This window comes from Collinsella sp. LCP19S3_A7, from assembly GCF_052121995.1.
In the GTDB taxonomy this organism is placed as follows: Bacteria; Actinomycetota; Coriobacteriia; order Coriobacteriales; family Coriobacteriaceae; genus Collinsella.
The window spans coordinates 1-14,369 of sequence record NZ_JBQKDE010000004.1 but is presented as its reverse complement, the minus strand read 5'-3'; the positions used below and the strand labels follow the sequence as shown (position 1 = coordinate 14,369).

At 61.3% G+C, this 14,369-nt stretch carries 11 protein-coding genes; 7 read left to right on the top strand and 4 right to left on the bottom strand.

Features of this window, described 5'->3' with window-relative positions:
• Positions 1 to 129 precede the first annotated feature (129 nt).
• Together ACTQV3_RS02905 and ACTQV3_RS02900 are read left to right on the top strand one after the other, a co-directional pair.
• Positions 130 to 2,826: a valine--tRNA ligase gene (locus tag ACTQV3_RS02905; RefSeq protein WP_441535906.1), complete on the top strand. Its 2,697-nt coding sequence runs from the start codon at positions 130 to 132 to the stop codon at positions 2,824 to 2,826.
• A gap of 277 nt (positions 2,827 to 3,103) precedes the next feature.
• A complete protein-coding gene (locus ACTQV3_RS02900) occupies positions 3,104 to 4,447 on the top strand; it encodes a bifunctional folylpolyglutamate synthase/dihydrofolate synthase (protein WP_441068060.1) in 1,344 nt (447 codons plus the stop codon).
• Positions 4,448 to 4,686: 239 nt separating this feature from the next.
• Here ACTQV3_RS02900 and ACTQV3_RS02895 read toward each other — a convergent pair whose 3' ends face one another.
• The 4 genes from ACTQV3_RS02895 to ACTQV3_RS02880 all read right to left on the bottom strand — a co-directional run bounded on the left by ACTQV3_RS02895 (position 4,687) and on the right by ACTQV3_RS02880 (position 9,538).
• On the bottom strand, positions 4,687 to 5,775 hold the full coding sequence (locus tag ACTQV3_RS02895) for a M24 family metallopeptidase (protein ID WP_441068058.1): 1,089 nt from the start codon (positions 5,773 to 5,775) through the stop codon (positions 4,687 to 4,689).
• Between the two features lie 466 nt (positions 5,776 to 6,241).
• Positions 6,242 to 6,640 (bottom strand): DUF1667 domain-containing protein, encoded by a 399-nt coding sequence (locus ACTQV3_RS02890; RefSeq protein WP_427728710.1) that lies wholly within the window; start codon positions 6,638 to 6,640, stop codon positions 6,242 to 6,244.
• Between the two features lie 2 nt (positions 6,641 to 6,642).
• Positions 6,643 to 8,064 carry an NAD(P)/FAD-dependent oxidoreductase gene (locus ACTQV3_RS02885; protein ID WP_441068056.1) on the bottom strand — a complete coding sequence of 474 codons (1,422 nt, stop codon included), beginning with the start codon at positions 8,062 to 8,064 and terminating at the stop codon, positions 6,643 to 6,645.
• A 1-nt stretch (position 8,065) separates the two neighbouring features.
• Positions 8,066 to 9,538, bottom strand: a complete 1,473-nt coding sequence (locus ACTQV3_RS02880; protein ID WP_441535907.1) for an NAD(P)/FAD-dependent oxidoreductase — start codon at positions 9,536 to 9,538, stop codon at positions 8,066 to 8,068.
• Positions 9,539 to 10,335: 797 nt separating this feature from the next.
• Here ACTQV3_RS02880 and ACTQV3_RS02875 point away from each other — a divergent pair.
• From ACTQV3_RS02875 to ACTQV3_RS02855, 5 genes are all read left to right on the top strand, one after another.
• Entirely contained in the window at positions 10,336 to 10,767 is a 432-nt protein-coding gene (locus tag ACTQV3_RS02875; protein WP_006234085.1) for a double zinc ribbon domain-containing protein, read from the top strand.
• Positions 10,768 to 11,026: 259 nt separating this feature from the next.
• Complete coding sequence (gene thrS, locus ACTQV3_RS02870; RefSeq protein ID WP_441068052.1) at positions 11,027 to 12,790, top strand: threonine--tRNA ligase; 1,764 nt, start codon at positions 11,027 to 11,029, stop codon at positions 12,788 to 12,790.
• Positions 12,791 to 13,112: 322 nt separating this feature from the next.
• Positions 13,113 to 13,451, top strand: a complete 339-nt coding sequence (locus ACTQV3_RS02865) for a hypothetical protein (RefSeq protein ID WP_441068050.1) — start codon at positions 13,113 to 13,115, stop codon at positions 13,449 to 13,451.
• 9 nt (positions 13,452 to 13,460) lie between these two features.
• Positions 13,461 to 13,703 carry a hypothetical protein gene (locus tag ACTQV3_RS02860; RefSeq protein WP_441068048.1) on the top strand — a complete coding sequence of 81 codons (243 nt, stop codon included), beginning with the start codon at positions 13,461 to 13,463 and terminating at the stop codon, positions 13,701 to 13,703.
• 97 nt (positions 13,704 to 13,800) lie between these two features.
• A partial coding sequence (locus ACTQV3_RS02855; RefSeq protein WP_441535909.1) for a sugar transferase occupies positions 13,801 to 14,369 on the top strand: 569 nt, incomplete at its 3' end.

The following is a 14,369-nucleotide window of genomic DNA, read 5'->3' as shown; positions in this document are numbered from 1 at the left end:
ACCTGTGTTATTCTGTGTGATTGTTTAAGCCTCAGCGAAGTCGTATCAGTCTGAAGTAATCGATACCTAAGGGGAGGAATGCAGACCCTGGCGGGCCTACATTCCTCCCCGGTGGGACGGGAGAGATATATGGAAGAGATGCCCAAAAACTACGATCCGTCGACCAACGAGCCGGCGATCCTGCAGAAGTGGCTCGACGGCGGCTACTACAAGCGCCGTGAGGGCGTGGGCGACTGCACTGTCACCATTCCGCCTCCCAACGTGACCGGCAAGCTCCACATGGGTCACGCCACCGACGATTCCATCCAGGATGCCATCATCCGCATGGCCCGCATGCGCGGCAGGTCCACCCGCTGGGTGCTCGGTACCGACCACGCCGGCATCGCCACGCAGACCAAGGTCGACAAGAAGCTCAAGAGCGAGGGCATCAGCCGCCTGGAGATCGGCCGCGATAAGTTTGTCGACGCCTGCTGGGATTGGACCCACGAGTACGGCGGCATCATCGTCGAGCAGATCAAGCGTATGGGCTGCTCCGTCGACTTTGATAACGAGCGCTTTACCATGGACGAGGACTACGCCCAGGCCGTGCGCAAGGTGTTCTGCGACTGGTACCACGACGGCCTGATCTACCGCGGCAAGCGCATCGTCAACTGGTGCCCCAACTGCACCACCGCCATCTCGGACGACGAGGCCGAGTACAAGGACGAGAAGGGTCACCTGTGGCACCTGCGCTACCCGCTGACCGAGCCGGTCAACGGCCAGGACTACATCGTCGTCGCCACTACGCGCCCCGAGACCATGCTCGGCGACACGGGCGTGGCCGTCTCCCCGAAGGACCCCGAGAAGGCCGCCTTTGTGGGTAAGACCGTCAAGCTCCCCATCGTCGACCGCGAGATCCCCATCTTTGAGGATTGGCATGTCGACGCCAACTTTGGCTCCGGCTTTGTCAAGGTCACCCCGGCCCACGACCCCAACGACTACGCCATGGGTCAGGCCCACGACCTGCCGCAGATCAACATCTTTGACGAGCATGCGGTGGTCGTCGATGGCTACGGCGAGTTTACCGGTATGACCCGCGAGGAGTGCCGCGAGGCCGTCATCAAGTGGTTTGAGGAGCACGACCTGCTCGATCACGTCGAGGATCACGATCACTCCGTCATGCACTGCTACCGTTGCGATGCCGCACTGGAGCCGTGGCTGTCCGAGCAATGGTTTGTGGCCGTCGACAAGCTCAAGGGGCCGGCGCTCGACGCCGTCAACTCCGGCAAGGTGACCTTCCACCCCGCGCGTTGGACGCAGACCTATACCACCTGGATGGAGAACCTCAAGGACTGGTGCATCAGCCGCCAGCTGTGGTGGGGCCACCGTATTCCCGTGTTCTACTGCGAGGACTGCGGCTGGGAGGATGCCCTTACCGAGGACACCGACGTGTGCCCTAAGTGCGGCGGTCATCACGTGCATCAGGACGAGAACGTGCTGGACACCTGGTTCAGCTCGCAGCTGTGGACTTTCGCCACGCAGGGCTGGCCCCAAAAGCCGGAGCTGCTCGAGGGACATCACCCCACGACGGCACTCGTCACCGCGCGCGACATCATCGCGCTGTGGGTCGCCCGCATGGTCATGAGTTCGCTGTACTTCCTGGACGAGGTGCCGTTTAAGGATGTCGTCATCTACCCGACGATTCTTGCCAAGGACGGCAGCCGCATGTCCAAGTCCAAGGGCAACGGCGTTGACCCCATGGACCTCATTGGCATGTACGGTGCCGACGCCATGCGCTTCAACCTGCTGACGCTCTGCACCAACAACCAGGACGTTAAGTTTGACGCGAACATCGATAAGAAGACCAAGAAGCTTATCGACAGCCCGCGCACCGAGCAGGCCAAGTCGTTTGTGACCAAGATTTGGAACGCCAGCCGCTTCCTGCTTATGAACATGGAGGGCTACACGCCCGGCGAGCCTGTCGTAGAGACGCCGGCCGACGCCTGGATGTTCAGCCGTCTGGCCAAGGCCGTCAAGATGGTCACAGAGGGCATCGAGAACTACACCTTTGGCGACATGGCCCGCGGCGTTCAGCAGTTCTTCTGGAACGAGGTCTGCGACTGGTACGTCGAAGTCACCAAGGCGCGCCTGAAGGGCGAGGGCCGTCTGCAGGCGCAGCGAAACCTGATCTTTGTGCTCGATACCTCTATTCGCCTGATGCACCCGCTCATGCCGTTTGTCACCGAGGAGATCTGGGACAACATGCCGGCGAGCGTGCTCGACCTGGACGCCGAGGGCAACGTGGACCGCGCCGAGGCGCTCATGATCGCCAAGTGGCCCGAGCCTGCCGACTATGTCAAGTATGTCGACGAGGACGCCGAGCGCGCGTTTGAGCTGTGTCGCACCGTCGTTTCTGCCGCCCGCGCCACGCGTTCGCGTTATCGCTTGAGCCCCAAGGCCGAGCTCGACGTGGTCGTGCGTGCCGGTGCCGAGGATATCGAGAAGCTCGAGAGCCTGCGCTCGACCATCGAGCCGCTGGCCAATACCGCCTCGCTGGTCATGGGTACCGATGTTGAGAAGCCGGCTGCGAGCATCGCCGTGGTCGACAGCGGCGTCGAGGTCTTTGTGGTGCTCGAGGGAAAGGTTGACCTTTCGGCCGAGAAGGCACGTCTGGAGAAGGAGATTGCCGCGGCCCAGAAGGAGCTCGCCGGCTGCGAGAAGACGCTCGCCAACGAGGGCTTTGTGGCCAAGGCCGCGCCCGCGGTGGTCCAGAAGAAGAGGGACCGTGCAGCTGAGCTCAAGGAGATCCTGGAGGCGCTGACTGCTCAGGTTGCTGACTTCTCGTAGGCGTTACTGGGGGACGCGGTTTGGGGCATTGCTCGCTACTGCGGACAGTCCTGCTCGCACGAAGGCCACATTAAGTGGCCTTCGGCTCGTGCGGAACTTGTATCGAGCAAAGCCCCAAACCGCTCCCAGGTCGTTTACGTGGTTGTTTGCAACTGGTGGGTTAGGCCACTTGGCTGTGGCCTTGATTCTGCTGCAAAGCGGTGTTTGGCTGATATTTTGAATGGGAAGGGCTCGTTGTTGATTCGGGCCTCTTTTTATGTTGAGGGGACTTTGGGTTATGGCTAAGCGTTCTGGGTCGTATGTCGTTCCTTTCTCGTTTGATTTGCTTTCGTTTGGTGAGGCTGTGGGGCTTGCTGCCGATACGGGGCGGATTTCTGGGGATGCTGGTCCTCTGCTCGAGACGGTTGTCGATATGCTCGATGAGCTGGGGCGGCCGGACGAGTACTTTGATTGCATTCAGGTTGCCGGTACCAATGGCAAGACTTCGACGACGCGTTTTTCGGCTGCTATCCTTCGCGGCGAGGGGCTCAAGGCTGCGCTTTATACGTCGCCGCAGCTTGTTCGCTATCCCGAGCGCATGGAGATCGATGGGCACGTCGTGAGCGATGAGGCGTTTGCCCATGGCGTTTCTGCTGCTGTTGAGGCGGGGCATCGAGTGAATGCGCGCCGCGTGGTGGCGGGGGAGCGTGCCTATACCATCACGCCGTTTGACCTGCTGACGGCCGCCGCGCTTGTGGTGTTTGCCGAGGCTCGCGTGGATGTTGCCGTGCTCGAGGTCGGCATGGGCGGTCGCTGGGACGCCACGAGCGCGACCGATCCCGTTGCCGTTGCCATCACGGGCATCGGACTCGATCACACGCGTATTCTGGGCGATACGCTCGAGGCCATTGCGGGGGAGAAGGCCGCCGTCATTAAGCCCGGACGCCTGGTTGTGCTGGGCGAGGGCACGCATGAGCCGAGCGTTCAGCGCGTTATGGACAACCGTTGTCGCGAGTGTGGTGTGGTGCCGCTGGTGGTGAGCCACGCCACGACCAAGGTGCCGGCGCATGTGGGCGATACGGTTGAGTTTAGCTGTGCCACGCCGCGTGCGATTTATACGTCGAGCATGATTAAGCCGGCGTATCAGCCGCAGAATGCCGCGTGCGCGATTATGCTCTGCGAGGGGTATCTGGGTCGCGAGCTCGACCACGAGGCGCTTGATGCTTCGCTTATGGGCTGCCCTACGCCGGGCCGTTTTGATGTGTTGGGAACCGACCCGCTCAAGCTGATCGACGCCTGCCATAACCCCCAGAGCTGCGAGAACTTTGTGAGCGCCTTGGACGAGATCGATCCGTGCGTAGAGAATCGCCCCACGTTGCTGTGCGCCGCGCTGGCAGACAAGGACGTGGCGGGTATCGTCGACGTGCTGATCCCGGCCTTCCCGCGCGTGGTCGTCACACAGACCGATTCCGATCGCGCCTTGCCGGCGGAGGAGCTTGCTGCCCTGGTGGATTCCGATAAGCTCGCAGGCGTGTACCCCAGCGTGTCCGAGGCCCTCGCAGCCTTTGAGGCCGCAGGCGAGCCTTTCGTAGCAGCAGGCACCATCACCCTGGCCGGCGAAGTTGCCGGTCTGCTCTGCTAGATCCCTTCCGCAGGGTAGCTAGTTTGCCTGCTCTCCACGAAATGGGCCTATCTACTACGTTTGACCGGCTACCCTCAACCACGCCGAGAATCGCAAAATCAAAACCGCAGGTAGAGGGCTTGCCAATTTTCAAAAAATACCCGCATGGTCGCCCCATGCGGGTTAAACGTAATAGATAGGCCCATTTCGTGGCGGCATTCATGTGATGCGGCAAAGGGGCTGTCCCTTTGCCGCATTGCCTAGTCTAGGCGGACCGGATCGTGGGGGTAGGCGTTGAGAATCTCGACGCCGCTCTCGGTGACCAGGGCAAGGTCCTCGATGCGGACGCCGGTGCGGCCGGGGAGGTAGATGCCCGGCTCGATGGAGAACGTCATGCCCGGCTCCACGACCTGCTCGTTGACGAGCGAGACGTCACCCGGCTCGTGGTCTTGCAGGCCGATCGAGTGTCCCAGACGGTGCGTAAAGTACTTGCCATAACCCGCGTCCTCAATCACGTCGCGCGCGGCACGGTCCAGGTCGCACATGCGCACGCCCGGGGCGATGAGCGCCTCGGCGGCCTCGTTGGCGCGGCGCACGATGTCGTAGATGCGTGCCGTCTCCTCGTCCGGCTCGCCCCAAAAGAACGTGCGCGTCATGTCCGAGCAATAGTTGCGTCGACGCCCGCCAATGTCGAACAGCACCACTTCGCCACGCTTGAGTACCGTATCGTCTGGCTCGTGGTGCGGGTCGCCGGCGTTGGCGCCAAAGCTCACGATGGGCGGAAAGCTAAAGCCCTCGCAATCGTGCTTGCGATATAGGCCAAGCATCTGGTCGGCGATCTCGCGCTCTGTCACGCCTTCGTGGACGAGCTCGATCGCGTCGGCCATCACGGCGTCGTTAGCGGCCGAGGACACGCGCATAAGCTCCTGCTCGGCGGCGTCTTTGTAGGTTCGCGCGGCGGTCACGGCAAAATCGCCTAGGAAGAATTCGCTCGCGGCATGGCGCTCCATAAGGGGCATCAAGAAGCCGGAGCGCATGACGGTGTCGATGCCGAGCGGTTTGGTCGGATCAACCTCGCGAGCGATGGCGTCGGCCACGACGTCGGTATCGGTGTGGTACGCGACGCGGGCATTGTCATACTCGGGCAGCTGATGCAGCGCGTTGACCAAGATCACGGGCTCGCTACCGCGTGCGAGCAGTACGCCGCAAAAACGCTCGAACATATCGGCATAAAAGCCGGTCAGGTAATAAATCGACCACGGGTCGTTTACGAGCAGCTGCGCGCCGGGGTGCTGAGCCTCGAGCGCATCGAGCACGCGTGCCACGCGCTGGTCATCGACATGTGCCATACATCGTCCTTTCGTTAGGTTGCCACCATGGTATCCCCAATGCCAGGGTAGTCAATTTGGGACGGGGCTATTTTAGCTGCGTCAAACATGCGAGCTGATAGGTAAAAGTAGTCAATATGGTCCCGTCCCAAATGGGCTGGTTTCAAAACTATGGCGGATTACGGGGCTGGACCTGTATTACTTGACCATGGGAAAAATCGCGAAATTAAAACCGCAGGTAGAAGGCTTATCAAAAATCGAAAATTGCCGGTATGGGTGGGGGTCTCCGAATCAGCCCCGTAATCCGGCATAGTTTTGAAATGGCACTAAAGTAGGCACAAGCTAAATACCGATCCCAAAGCAAGTTGCGGTGGAATAGTTCCTTGATGCCGGGGTTTTGGCGGAAATCGGGAATTATTTCACCGCAATTGAGGAGGGGCGGGGCGGATGCGGGGTAGCTAAAAGAGCACCGTCCCAAACGAGCTGCTTAGGCCGGGTCGATGTCCATGCTGGCGATGAGGTCGGTACCGGTGTCTAGGAGGTTGGGGAGGACTACATCGCCCATGCGGATGGGTGCTTTGACCACTAGGCCGCGGATGAGGTCCATGGTCTGGGCATGGAGTTCGAGCGGGATGGCTTCGGCCGTGCGGACGGGCAGCAGCGCCTCGTCGCCGCCTGATACCGCCACGGTGGTAGTGAGGACGCGCATGGGGCAGGTGAGCTCCTGATGTGCGAACTTATCGCCGCGCGGGCAGCTGTTGCCGGTCACGGCGCGCACCGTCGCCACGCGGTCGTCGGCCCCGCGCTCCACTTCCACCGTAAGGAGGCACTCGGATGGGCAGGTGGTGCAGTTGAACTGTAGCGTCTCGATCGCATTTGTGCTCATGGCTATGCCTCCTCGACGGTCTCGACGGAAAGGATAATCTCGCTGGCACCCAGGTCGAGCGCTCGCTGTATCACCTTTGCCGGCAGCGGGAAGCTTTCCATAACGCTCGGTTTAAACGCGCGGACCTTGCCCGTAAGCAGTTCCTCGTCGCCCGCCAGAATGCGCACGCGGGCGGCATCGACCGGCCGGCGCACGCGGAAGTTGAGCCTGGTGAGTGCCACGGCCGTAATGCGTCCCGGCAGCGCGTAGCCGGCGATGCCGGCAGGGGAGACCGTGAGCTGGCAGCCAGCGCCCGTCTCGACATCCGCGCCGGTCCCCAGCGCGTACGTCGCCGCGGCTGCGCCGGCACGCTCGGACTCGGCCGTCACGTTATCGGCCAGGTCGTGCACGTGCAGCACGTTGCCGCAGGCAAAGATGCCTGGCACGCCCGTCTGCAGGCTCTGGTCCACCACGGCGCCGCGCGTGCGCGGGTCAAGCTCAACACCCGCGCCTACCGAAAGCTCGTTCTCGGGAATCAAACCTACCGAAAGCAGCAGCGTGTCGCACGGAACGATGCGCTCGGTCCCCGGAATGGGCGCCAGATTTTCGTCGACCTGGCTCACCTCGACGGCCTCCACGCGGTCGTGCCCAATCACGCGTGTGACGGTGGTGGACAGGTGCAGCGGAATGCCAAAATCGTCCAGGCAATTCTTTACATTGCGGCGCAGGCCGTTGGCGTATGGCATAAGCTCGTACACGCCCTCGACCGAAATCCCCTCGAGCGTGCAGCGACGCGCCATGATGAGCCCAATGTCGCCCGAGCCTAAAATGACGGCGCGCGAGCCGGGCTTGAGGTTGTCGATGTTGATGTATCGCTGCGCCAGGCCGGCGGTAAACACGCCGGCGGGGCGGCTGCCGGGAATCTTGATCTCGCTGCGCGTGCGCTCGCGACACCCCATGGCAAGGACGACGGCGCGCCCGGTGAGCTGCAACATGCCGGCGGGGCTCATGAGCGTGACGGTGTGTGCCGAGGCATCGCTCGCCGCGCCACTTGCGCCCGTGCCTGCGACTATGTCCTCGCTTGAGTCGATCCCAATCACCATACTGTCCAGGAACAGTGCGATATCGGTTTTGCGCACCTGGTCGATAAAGCGCTGTGCGTACTCGGGACCGGTCAGTTCCTGCTTAAAGTGTGAGAGGCCAAAGCCCGGGTGTATGCACTGGCGCAGGATGCCGCCCAGGTGCTGCTCGCGCTCCACGATGGCCACGCGCGCTCCGGCCTTGTGTGCGGCAAGTGAGGCCGCCATTCCGGCAGGTCCGCCGCCGATAACGACTACGTCGAACGCCTGCGTCTGCACGGCGCCGGCAGCAATTGATACCCTGTCGGCATCTGCGCAAGTGCACTCGACGCCCGATACCGCACCCATATCGATACTCGTTGCCATCCTAGCGCACCCCCTTCAACGGTCCCTCTACCAGCCAGGAGCCATCGTCTTCCAACGGTACCTCGCTGGAGTCGCAGCCCAGCTCGCGGGCCAGAATCCGCACCACGCGGCTCTGGCAAAAGCCGCTCTGGCACCGACCCATGCCGGCACGGCAGCGGCGTTTGACGCCCTCGACCGAAACCGCACCCGGGCGGCGTCGAATCGCGGCCACGATTTCGGCCTCGGGCACCGTCTCGCAGCGGCAGACAATCTGCCCCCACGCGGGGTCGGACTCGATCAGCTCTTCCTTGCGCGCAAGCGGCGCGCGGTCAAAGTCGTCCGGCGCACGGCGAATCGGATCCCAATCGGCCCGCTCGCGCAAAGCAACGCCCGCCTCGCGCAGCACCTGCTCCATGCGCTCGGCAATGGCCGGAGCGCTCGCTACGCCCGGCGACTGAATGCCCGCCGCCTGGAACAGCCCCGGCACCACGGCGGACTGTCCAATAAAAAAGTCGTTTGTTCCCTTAATGACCGGACGCCCGCCGGCAAACGCTCGCACCACGCGGCGCGTGTCCAGATCGGGCACCAGCTTGCGCGCACCGCCCAACAGCGCGTTTACGTCGCCCGCATAGGTCTGCGTGTCGCCGGGCTCGCGCACGGCAGCGGTCGCGGTGATCACGGTGTTGCCGTGGACGGTGCCCGTGACGATGACGCCCTTGGAAACCGGCGTGGGAACGGGGTAGAGCGGCATGAGTGCGCGCGGCTCCTTGTCCAGCACCACAATGTTGCCCTGGCGCCAGACCATCTGGAACTCCTCGGCGCCCGCCATATGCGAGATGTCTGCGGCGCCGTTGCCCGCCGCGTTAATCAAATAGCGGCAGCGCACATCACCGGCCGGTGTCACCAGCCTAAAACGAGCGGTCCCGTCACCGCTCCTGTCGCCAGCGCCGGGAGCTACCTCGATCGTCTCCACCGGTGCGGAGCGCACAAACGTCACGCCGTTGGCTACGGCGCTCTCCATCGCGGCGATGGCGACCTCAAACGGATCGACATAGCCGGTCGAGGGACACCACAGCGCGCACGTGGCCTGGGCGCTGGCGCGCGGCTCCAGCTCGTGGATGCGCTCGGCCCCGATGATCGCCAACTCGGGTACGCCGTTTGCCAGCCCGTTGCTTTGCAGCTGCTCCAGCTGCGCGTGGTCTTGGTCGCTAAAGCCCAGCACCATGGACCCGGTGCGGCAAAACAAAAAGCCCAGCTCCTGGGCCCACGTGCCATATAGCTCGCAGCCGCGGGCGTTGACCTGGGCCTTAACCGTGCCCGGCGCCGGATCGTAGCCGGCGTGCACCAGGCCGCCGTTGGCCTTCGACGCGCCCAGGGCAATGTCGTTGGCCGCCTCGACCACACAGATGGACAGGTCATAGCGTGCGAGCTGCCGCGCGATGGCGCATCCGGTGATGCCCGCGCCCACAATCGCGATATCAAACGTTTCCGTCACAGTGCCTCCAAGACGAGTTGACAGGCTGTCAATAAGGCTATCCTACGGTGTGCGCATCCCCCGCGCAGCGGCAATGCGGCGAATAGCACCGCTGCATCCGCCAACGGCAGGCGAGGGGAGACTCAGGTCAATCGGTGACCTCGTCTGGCACCCCTGTTGTCAAAGGTTTGTCTCGTTCTGTAACGGTAAGCAGAAGAGTTGGGTTCCGGATGTTACAGATCGAGACGTTTGCCAGGCGGGCCCTCTGTTTGTCTTGATTTGTAACAGTAAGAGTAGAAAATCGGTCCTATGTGTTACAGATTGAGATTTAAAGTCAGGGAGAGGTCATCTGTCTCGATCTGTAACATCTCGGGACCGTTTTGGGGTCTAGATGTTACAGATTTAGATGAACCCATCAGTCGGTTTCGAATGTCTAAATCTGTAACAGTTAGACCTGTTTTTGCCGAGTTGTTGTTACAGATTGAGATATTGAGATTGGACATTTTCCTTTGTCTTGATCTGTAACAGATAGAAGGGGTTCTGGCCCCTAGTTGTTACAGATTGAGATATTTAACGGAGGGCTCACCGTTCATCTTAATCTGTAACAGTAGGGACTGATTCTGGAGCCAAGATGTTACAGATCGAGATTGTAGTCGGGGAGAGAACGGTTTGTCTAATTCTGTAACATCTGGACCCGGATTCCGCTCTCACCTGTTACAGATTGAGATGTTTCTATCCGCCCATGCCTGCGACCTGCCAAATCGTTAACCCCCGTGTTACACTAACTCGAGTTGTAACTACCCCGAAAGGCCCACCTTATGTCCAAGTACATCTCCGAGCTCATGTCGCCGCAGCTTATGGGCGTCATCTATGCCTTTGTTGGCTTTATCATCGCCCTGTACGTGCTGTCGGTCGTCTATGTGTTTATTGACGCCCGCCGCCGCGGCGCCAGTGCCTACGTGGCCTGGGGCATTATTGCCCTCATCCCGTTTGTAGGCCTCATTGCCTACCTAGTCCTGCGCCCGCACTCCTATGCGGCCGACCGCGAGGAGCAGGAGCTGGACATGGCCCTGCGCGAGCGCCAGCTTGCCCAGTACGGCACCTGCCCGCAGTGCGGTGCGCCCATCGAGAAGGACTTTGTGGTCTGCCCGGTGTGCGATACCCAGGTTCGCAACGTGTGCCCCAGCTGCCATCGCCCGCTCGACGCACACTGGAAGGTCTGCCCCTACTGCCGAACTCGCATTCAGTAGCGCATCCATCGCCGGGCCGGCCGCAAGCCACGGGCACGCCGCGCGCCACGCGAACGCCGCGCGCTCCGCACGCGCCCCACGCGATGAAGCATGCGTAGAAATTCGCCCGCCGTGCCATTCAGGTGCGGCGGGCGCTTGTATACCTAGGTAACCTGCCTATAATGATGCAAGTCAAAACGCACGCGCCGGCAAGCGCAATGCACACCGCACGGCGCCAAGCAGCACTTGCACAAGGCATCCGAGAGGAGAAAACATACCCATGAAGGCACTCTACAATGACGGTTCGGTGGCCGAGCTCCCGCAGGACGAGGTCACGCACGTCATCCGCCACTCCGCCGCGCATATCATGGCGCAGGCCATCAAGCGCCTGTACCCCCAGGCCGATTTTGCCTACGGCCCCGCGACCGACAACGGCTTTTACTACGACGTCGACCTGCCCGAGGGCGTCAAGATCAGCGAGGACGACTTCCCCGCGATCGAGGCCGAGATGAAGAAGATCTGCAAGGAGAACCTCAAAGTCACCGTGTACGAGAAGCCCCGCGCCGAGGCCATCGCCCTTATGGAGGAGCGCGGCGAGAAGTACAAGGTCGAGCACATCGGCGACCTGGACGACGACGCCCGCATCACCTTCTACCAGCAGGGCGACTACATCGACATGTGCGTTGGCCCTCACATCTGCTACACCAAGGCCCTCAAGGCCTTTAAGCTCACCGGCGTCTCGGGCGCCTACTGGAAGGGCGACAAGGACAACAAGATGCTCACCCGTATCAACGGCGTCGCCTTTGCCACCAAGGAAGAGCTCGACGAGCACATGCACATGCTGGAAGAGGCCAAGAAGCGCGACCACCGCAAGATCGGCCGCGAGATGGACCTCTTTATGATGCGCGATGAGGCCCCCGGCTTCCCGTTCTTCCTGCCCAACGGCATGATCCTTAAGAACACGCTGCTGGACTACTGGCGCGAGATCCACCACAAGGCCGGCTACGTGGAGATCTCCACGCCGCTCATCATGAACAAGCAGCTGTGGAAGACCTCGGGCCACTGGGACCACTACAAGGACAACATGTACTCCACCGTCATCGACGACGAAGAGTACTGCATTAAGCCCATGAACTGCCCGGGCGGCGTACTGGTGTACGCTTCCAAGCCGCACTCCTACCGCGAGCTGCCCATCCGCGCCGGCGAGATTGGCCTGGTGCACCGCCACGAGCTGCGCGGCGCCCTGCACGGCCTGTTCCGCGTGCGCTGCTTTAACCAGGACGACGCCCACCTGTTTGTGCGCCCCGACCAGCTGACCGACGAGATTGTGGGCGTGGTCAACCTTATCGACTCCGTATACCAGAAGTTTGGCTTTAAGTATCACGTTGAGCTTTCCACCCGCCCCGAGGACTCCATGGGTTCTGACGAGGACTGGGCACGAGCCGAAGAGGGTCTGCGCACCGCTCTTGAGCAGCTGGGCATGGACTACGAGGTCAACGAGGGCGACGGCGCCTTCTACGGCCCCAAGATCGACTTCCATCTGGAGGACTCGCTCGGCCGTACCTGGCAGTGCGGTACCGTGCAGCTCGACTTCCAGATGCCGCTCAACTTTGATCTGGAGTACGTGGATGCCGACGGCACCAAGAAGCGCCCCATTATGCTGCACCGCGTGTGCTTTGGCTCCATCGAGCGCTTTATTGGCATTCTGATCGAGCACTTTGCGGGCAAGTTCCCCACCTGGCTGGCTCCCGTGCAGGTCAAGGCGCTTCCGGTCTCCGAGAAGAGCCGCGACTATGCCCACGAGGTGTGCGCCAAGCTGGAAGAGGCCGGCATTCGCGTGGTCTGCGACGACCGCGACGAGAAGATCGGCTACAAGATCCGCGAGGCCCGCAGCATCGACCGCGTGCCCTATATGCTCATCCTGGGCGAGAAGGAGGTCGAGGCCGGCAACATCTCCGTCCGCGATCGCTCTAACGAGACCGTTCAGATGAGTGTCGATGAGTTTGTGGCCAAGGTGACCGAGGAGATCAAGACTCGCGCCTAAGGCGAACAAAACAACAATACGTATAAGGCGACCGTCCACAAAGGGCGGTCGCCTTTTTTAATGCCCAAACAAAAAAAGCCGCTGGATGAGCGGTTTTTTGCACAAAAAGGTACAGGTTTTGTAGAGGGGTATGGAGATGTGTCTGCTTGCGCAGCAATTTGCGTAATCTGGGAAAACGGCCTGAATTAACTCGTATAATGACCTGTGTCGAAAGATACAAAAACCTGTACTTTTGCGACTGCGCCTAGCTGCGAGCGAGAAGCCTGTTCTAAACGTCCCTGCATTTGCGTGCATCGCAAAGCCAAAAAGAGGGGGCGAGAACATGGAGCAGACGGCACGGCGCCAAGAGCAGCTGCCGGGCGCATTTAACGGCGCCACCACCAATAGCCAGCACGGCCGCGTCCGCTGGTATCTGGTCCACACCCCCAATGGAAAAGAGCGCGAGACCTGCGAAAAGGTTCGCCGCATTATCCCGCACAACCTTATGCAGGACGCTTTTGTGATGCAAAAGGAGTTCTGGTTTAAGCGGGACGGCGCCTGGTCGCTCCAAACCAAACCCATGTATAAGGAATATTTCTTCGTCGCCACGCACGATGCCGCCGCGCTCGATAGGGCCCTGGCCCAGTTGAGCTTTGGCTGTCGCATCGCCGGCAGTAGGTAGCGGGCGTACATGCCCATGCCGGATGATGCGCAGGACTGGTACCGCAGCGTGCTGGATGACGACGGCGTGGTGCGCAACAGCGTGGCGCGCATAGAAGACGGCGTGTTGCACATAGAGCAGGGTCCCTTGGTGGGGCAAGAGGCCCGCGTTAAAAAGATCGACCGTCATAAACGCTGGTGCCTGGTAGACGTGGGCGAAGGCGATTCCAGCTTTAGGGAAGTGCTTCCGCTCGACGTGCCCAGCAAAACTTAAAGGGAGACGTTGCGCCGGCAAGTTGTTCGCATTTTGAATTTATCGATTGGGGATCCCTGGGGGCAGGGACGTACGTTTGACTGTGGCTGCTAAGGAAATGACAGAGAGCAATGCGCCCGTGGGGGCGGCGTTGATTGCTCAGGCCATGGACCGGCGCGAGGGCGTCGGACGCTACAAGGCCATGCAATCCATCATGGACTGGGATCGCTCGCGCCTAGCCTACCGCACCGTCAAGCGCGCGTTCGACATCGTGTTCAGCGGTGCCGTGCTCGTCGTCATCGCGATCCCCAGCTTGGTGCTGGCGGCGGCCATTCGCATGGAGAGCGAGGGGAGCCCCTTCTACAGCCAGATCCGCATTGGTCAGACCCGCCCTGACGGCAGCCTGACCACCTTCCGCATGTGGAAGTTCCGATCCATGTATAAGGACGCCGACGAGCGCCTCGCCGAGCTCAAGGAGCAGAACGAAATTGCCGGGGCTATGTTCAAGATGAAGAATGACCCGCGTGTCACCAAGATCGGGAAGTTCATCCGCAAGCACTCCATCGACGAGTTCCCGCTGTTTGTGTCAAGCTCGGGCTTTCAATTGAGGCAGCGGTTCTTTTCACACGTGGCAAGGAAAGGTTTCAGGTTTGGCAAAGGCGTGCCTCTTTCTCTCTTTGGCTTTGC

Coding starts and splice junctions, on each gene's coding strand:
- ACTQV3_RS02905 (WP_441535906.1), top strand. CDS start 130: ATGGAAGAGATGCCCAAAAACTACGATCCGTCGACCAACGAGCCGGCG.
- ACTQV3_RS02900 (WP_441068060.1), top strand. CDS start 3,104: ATGGCTAAGCGTTCTGGGTCGTATGTCGTTCCTTTCTCGTTTGATTTG.
- ACTQV3_RS02895 (WP_441068058.1), bottom strand. CDS start 5,775: ATGGCACATGTCGATGACCAGCGCGTGGCACGCGTGCTCGATGCGCTC.
- ACTQV3_RS02890 (WP_427728710.1), bottom strand. CDS start 6,640: ATGAGCACAAATGCGATCGAGACGCTACAGTTCAACTGCACCACCTGC.
- ACTQV3_RS02885 (WP_441068056.1), bottom strand. CDS start 8,064: ATGGCAACGAGTATCGATATGGGTGCGGTATCGGGCGTCGAGTGCACT.
- ACTQV3_RS02875 (WP_006234085.1), top strand. CDS start 10,336: ATGTCCAAGTACATCTCCGAGCTCATGTCGCCGCAGCTTATGGGCGTC.
- thrS (WP_441068052.1), top strand. CDS start 11,027: ATGAAGGCACTCTACAATGACGGTTCGGTGGCCGAGCTCCCGCAGGAC.
- ACTQV3_RS02865 (WP_441068050.1), top strand. CDS start 13,113: ATGGAGCAGACGGCACGGCGCCAAGAGCAGCTGCCGGGCGCATTTAAC.
- ACTQV3_RS02860 (WP_441068048.1), top strand. CDS start 13,461: ATGCCCATGCCGGATGATGCGCAGGACTGGTACCGCAGCGTGCTGGAT.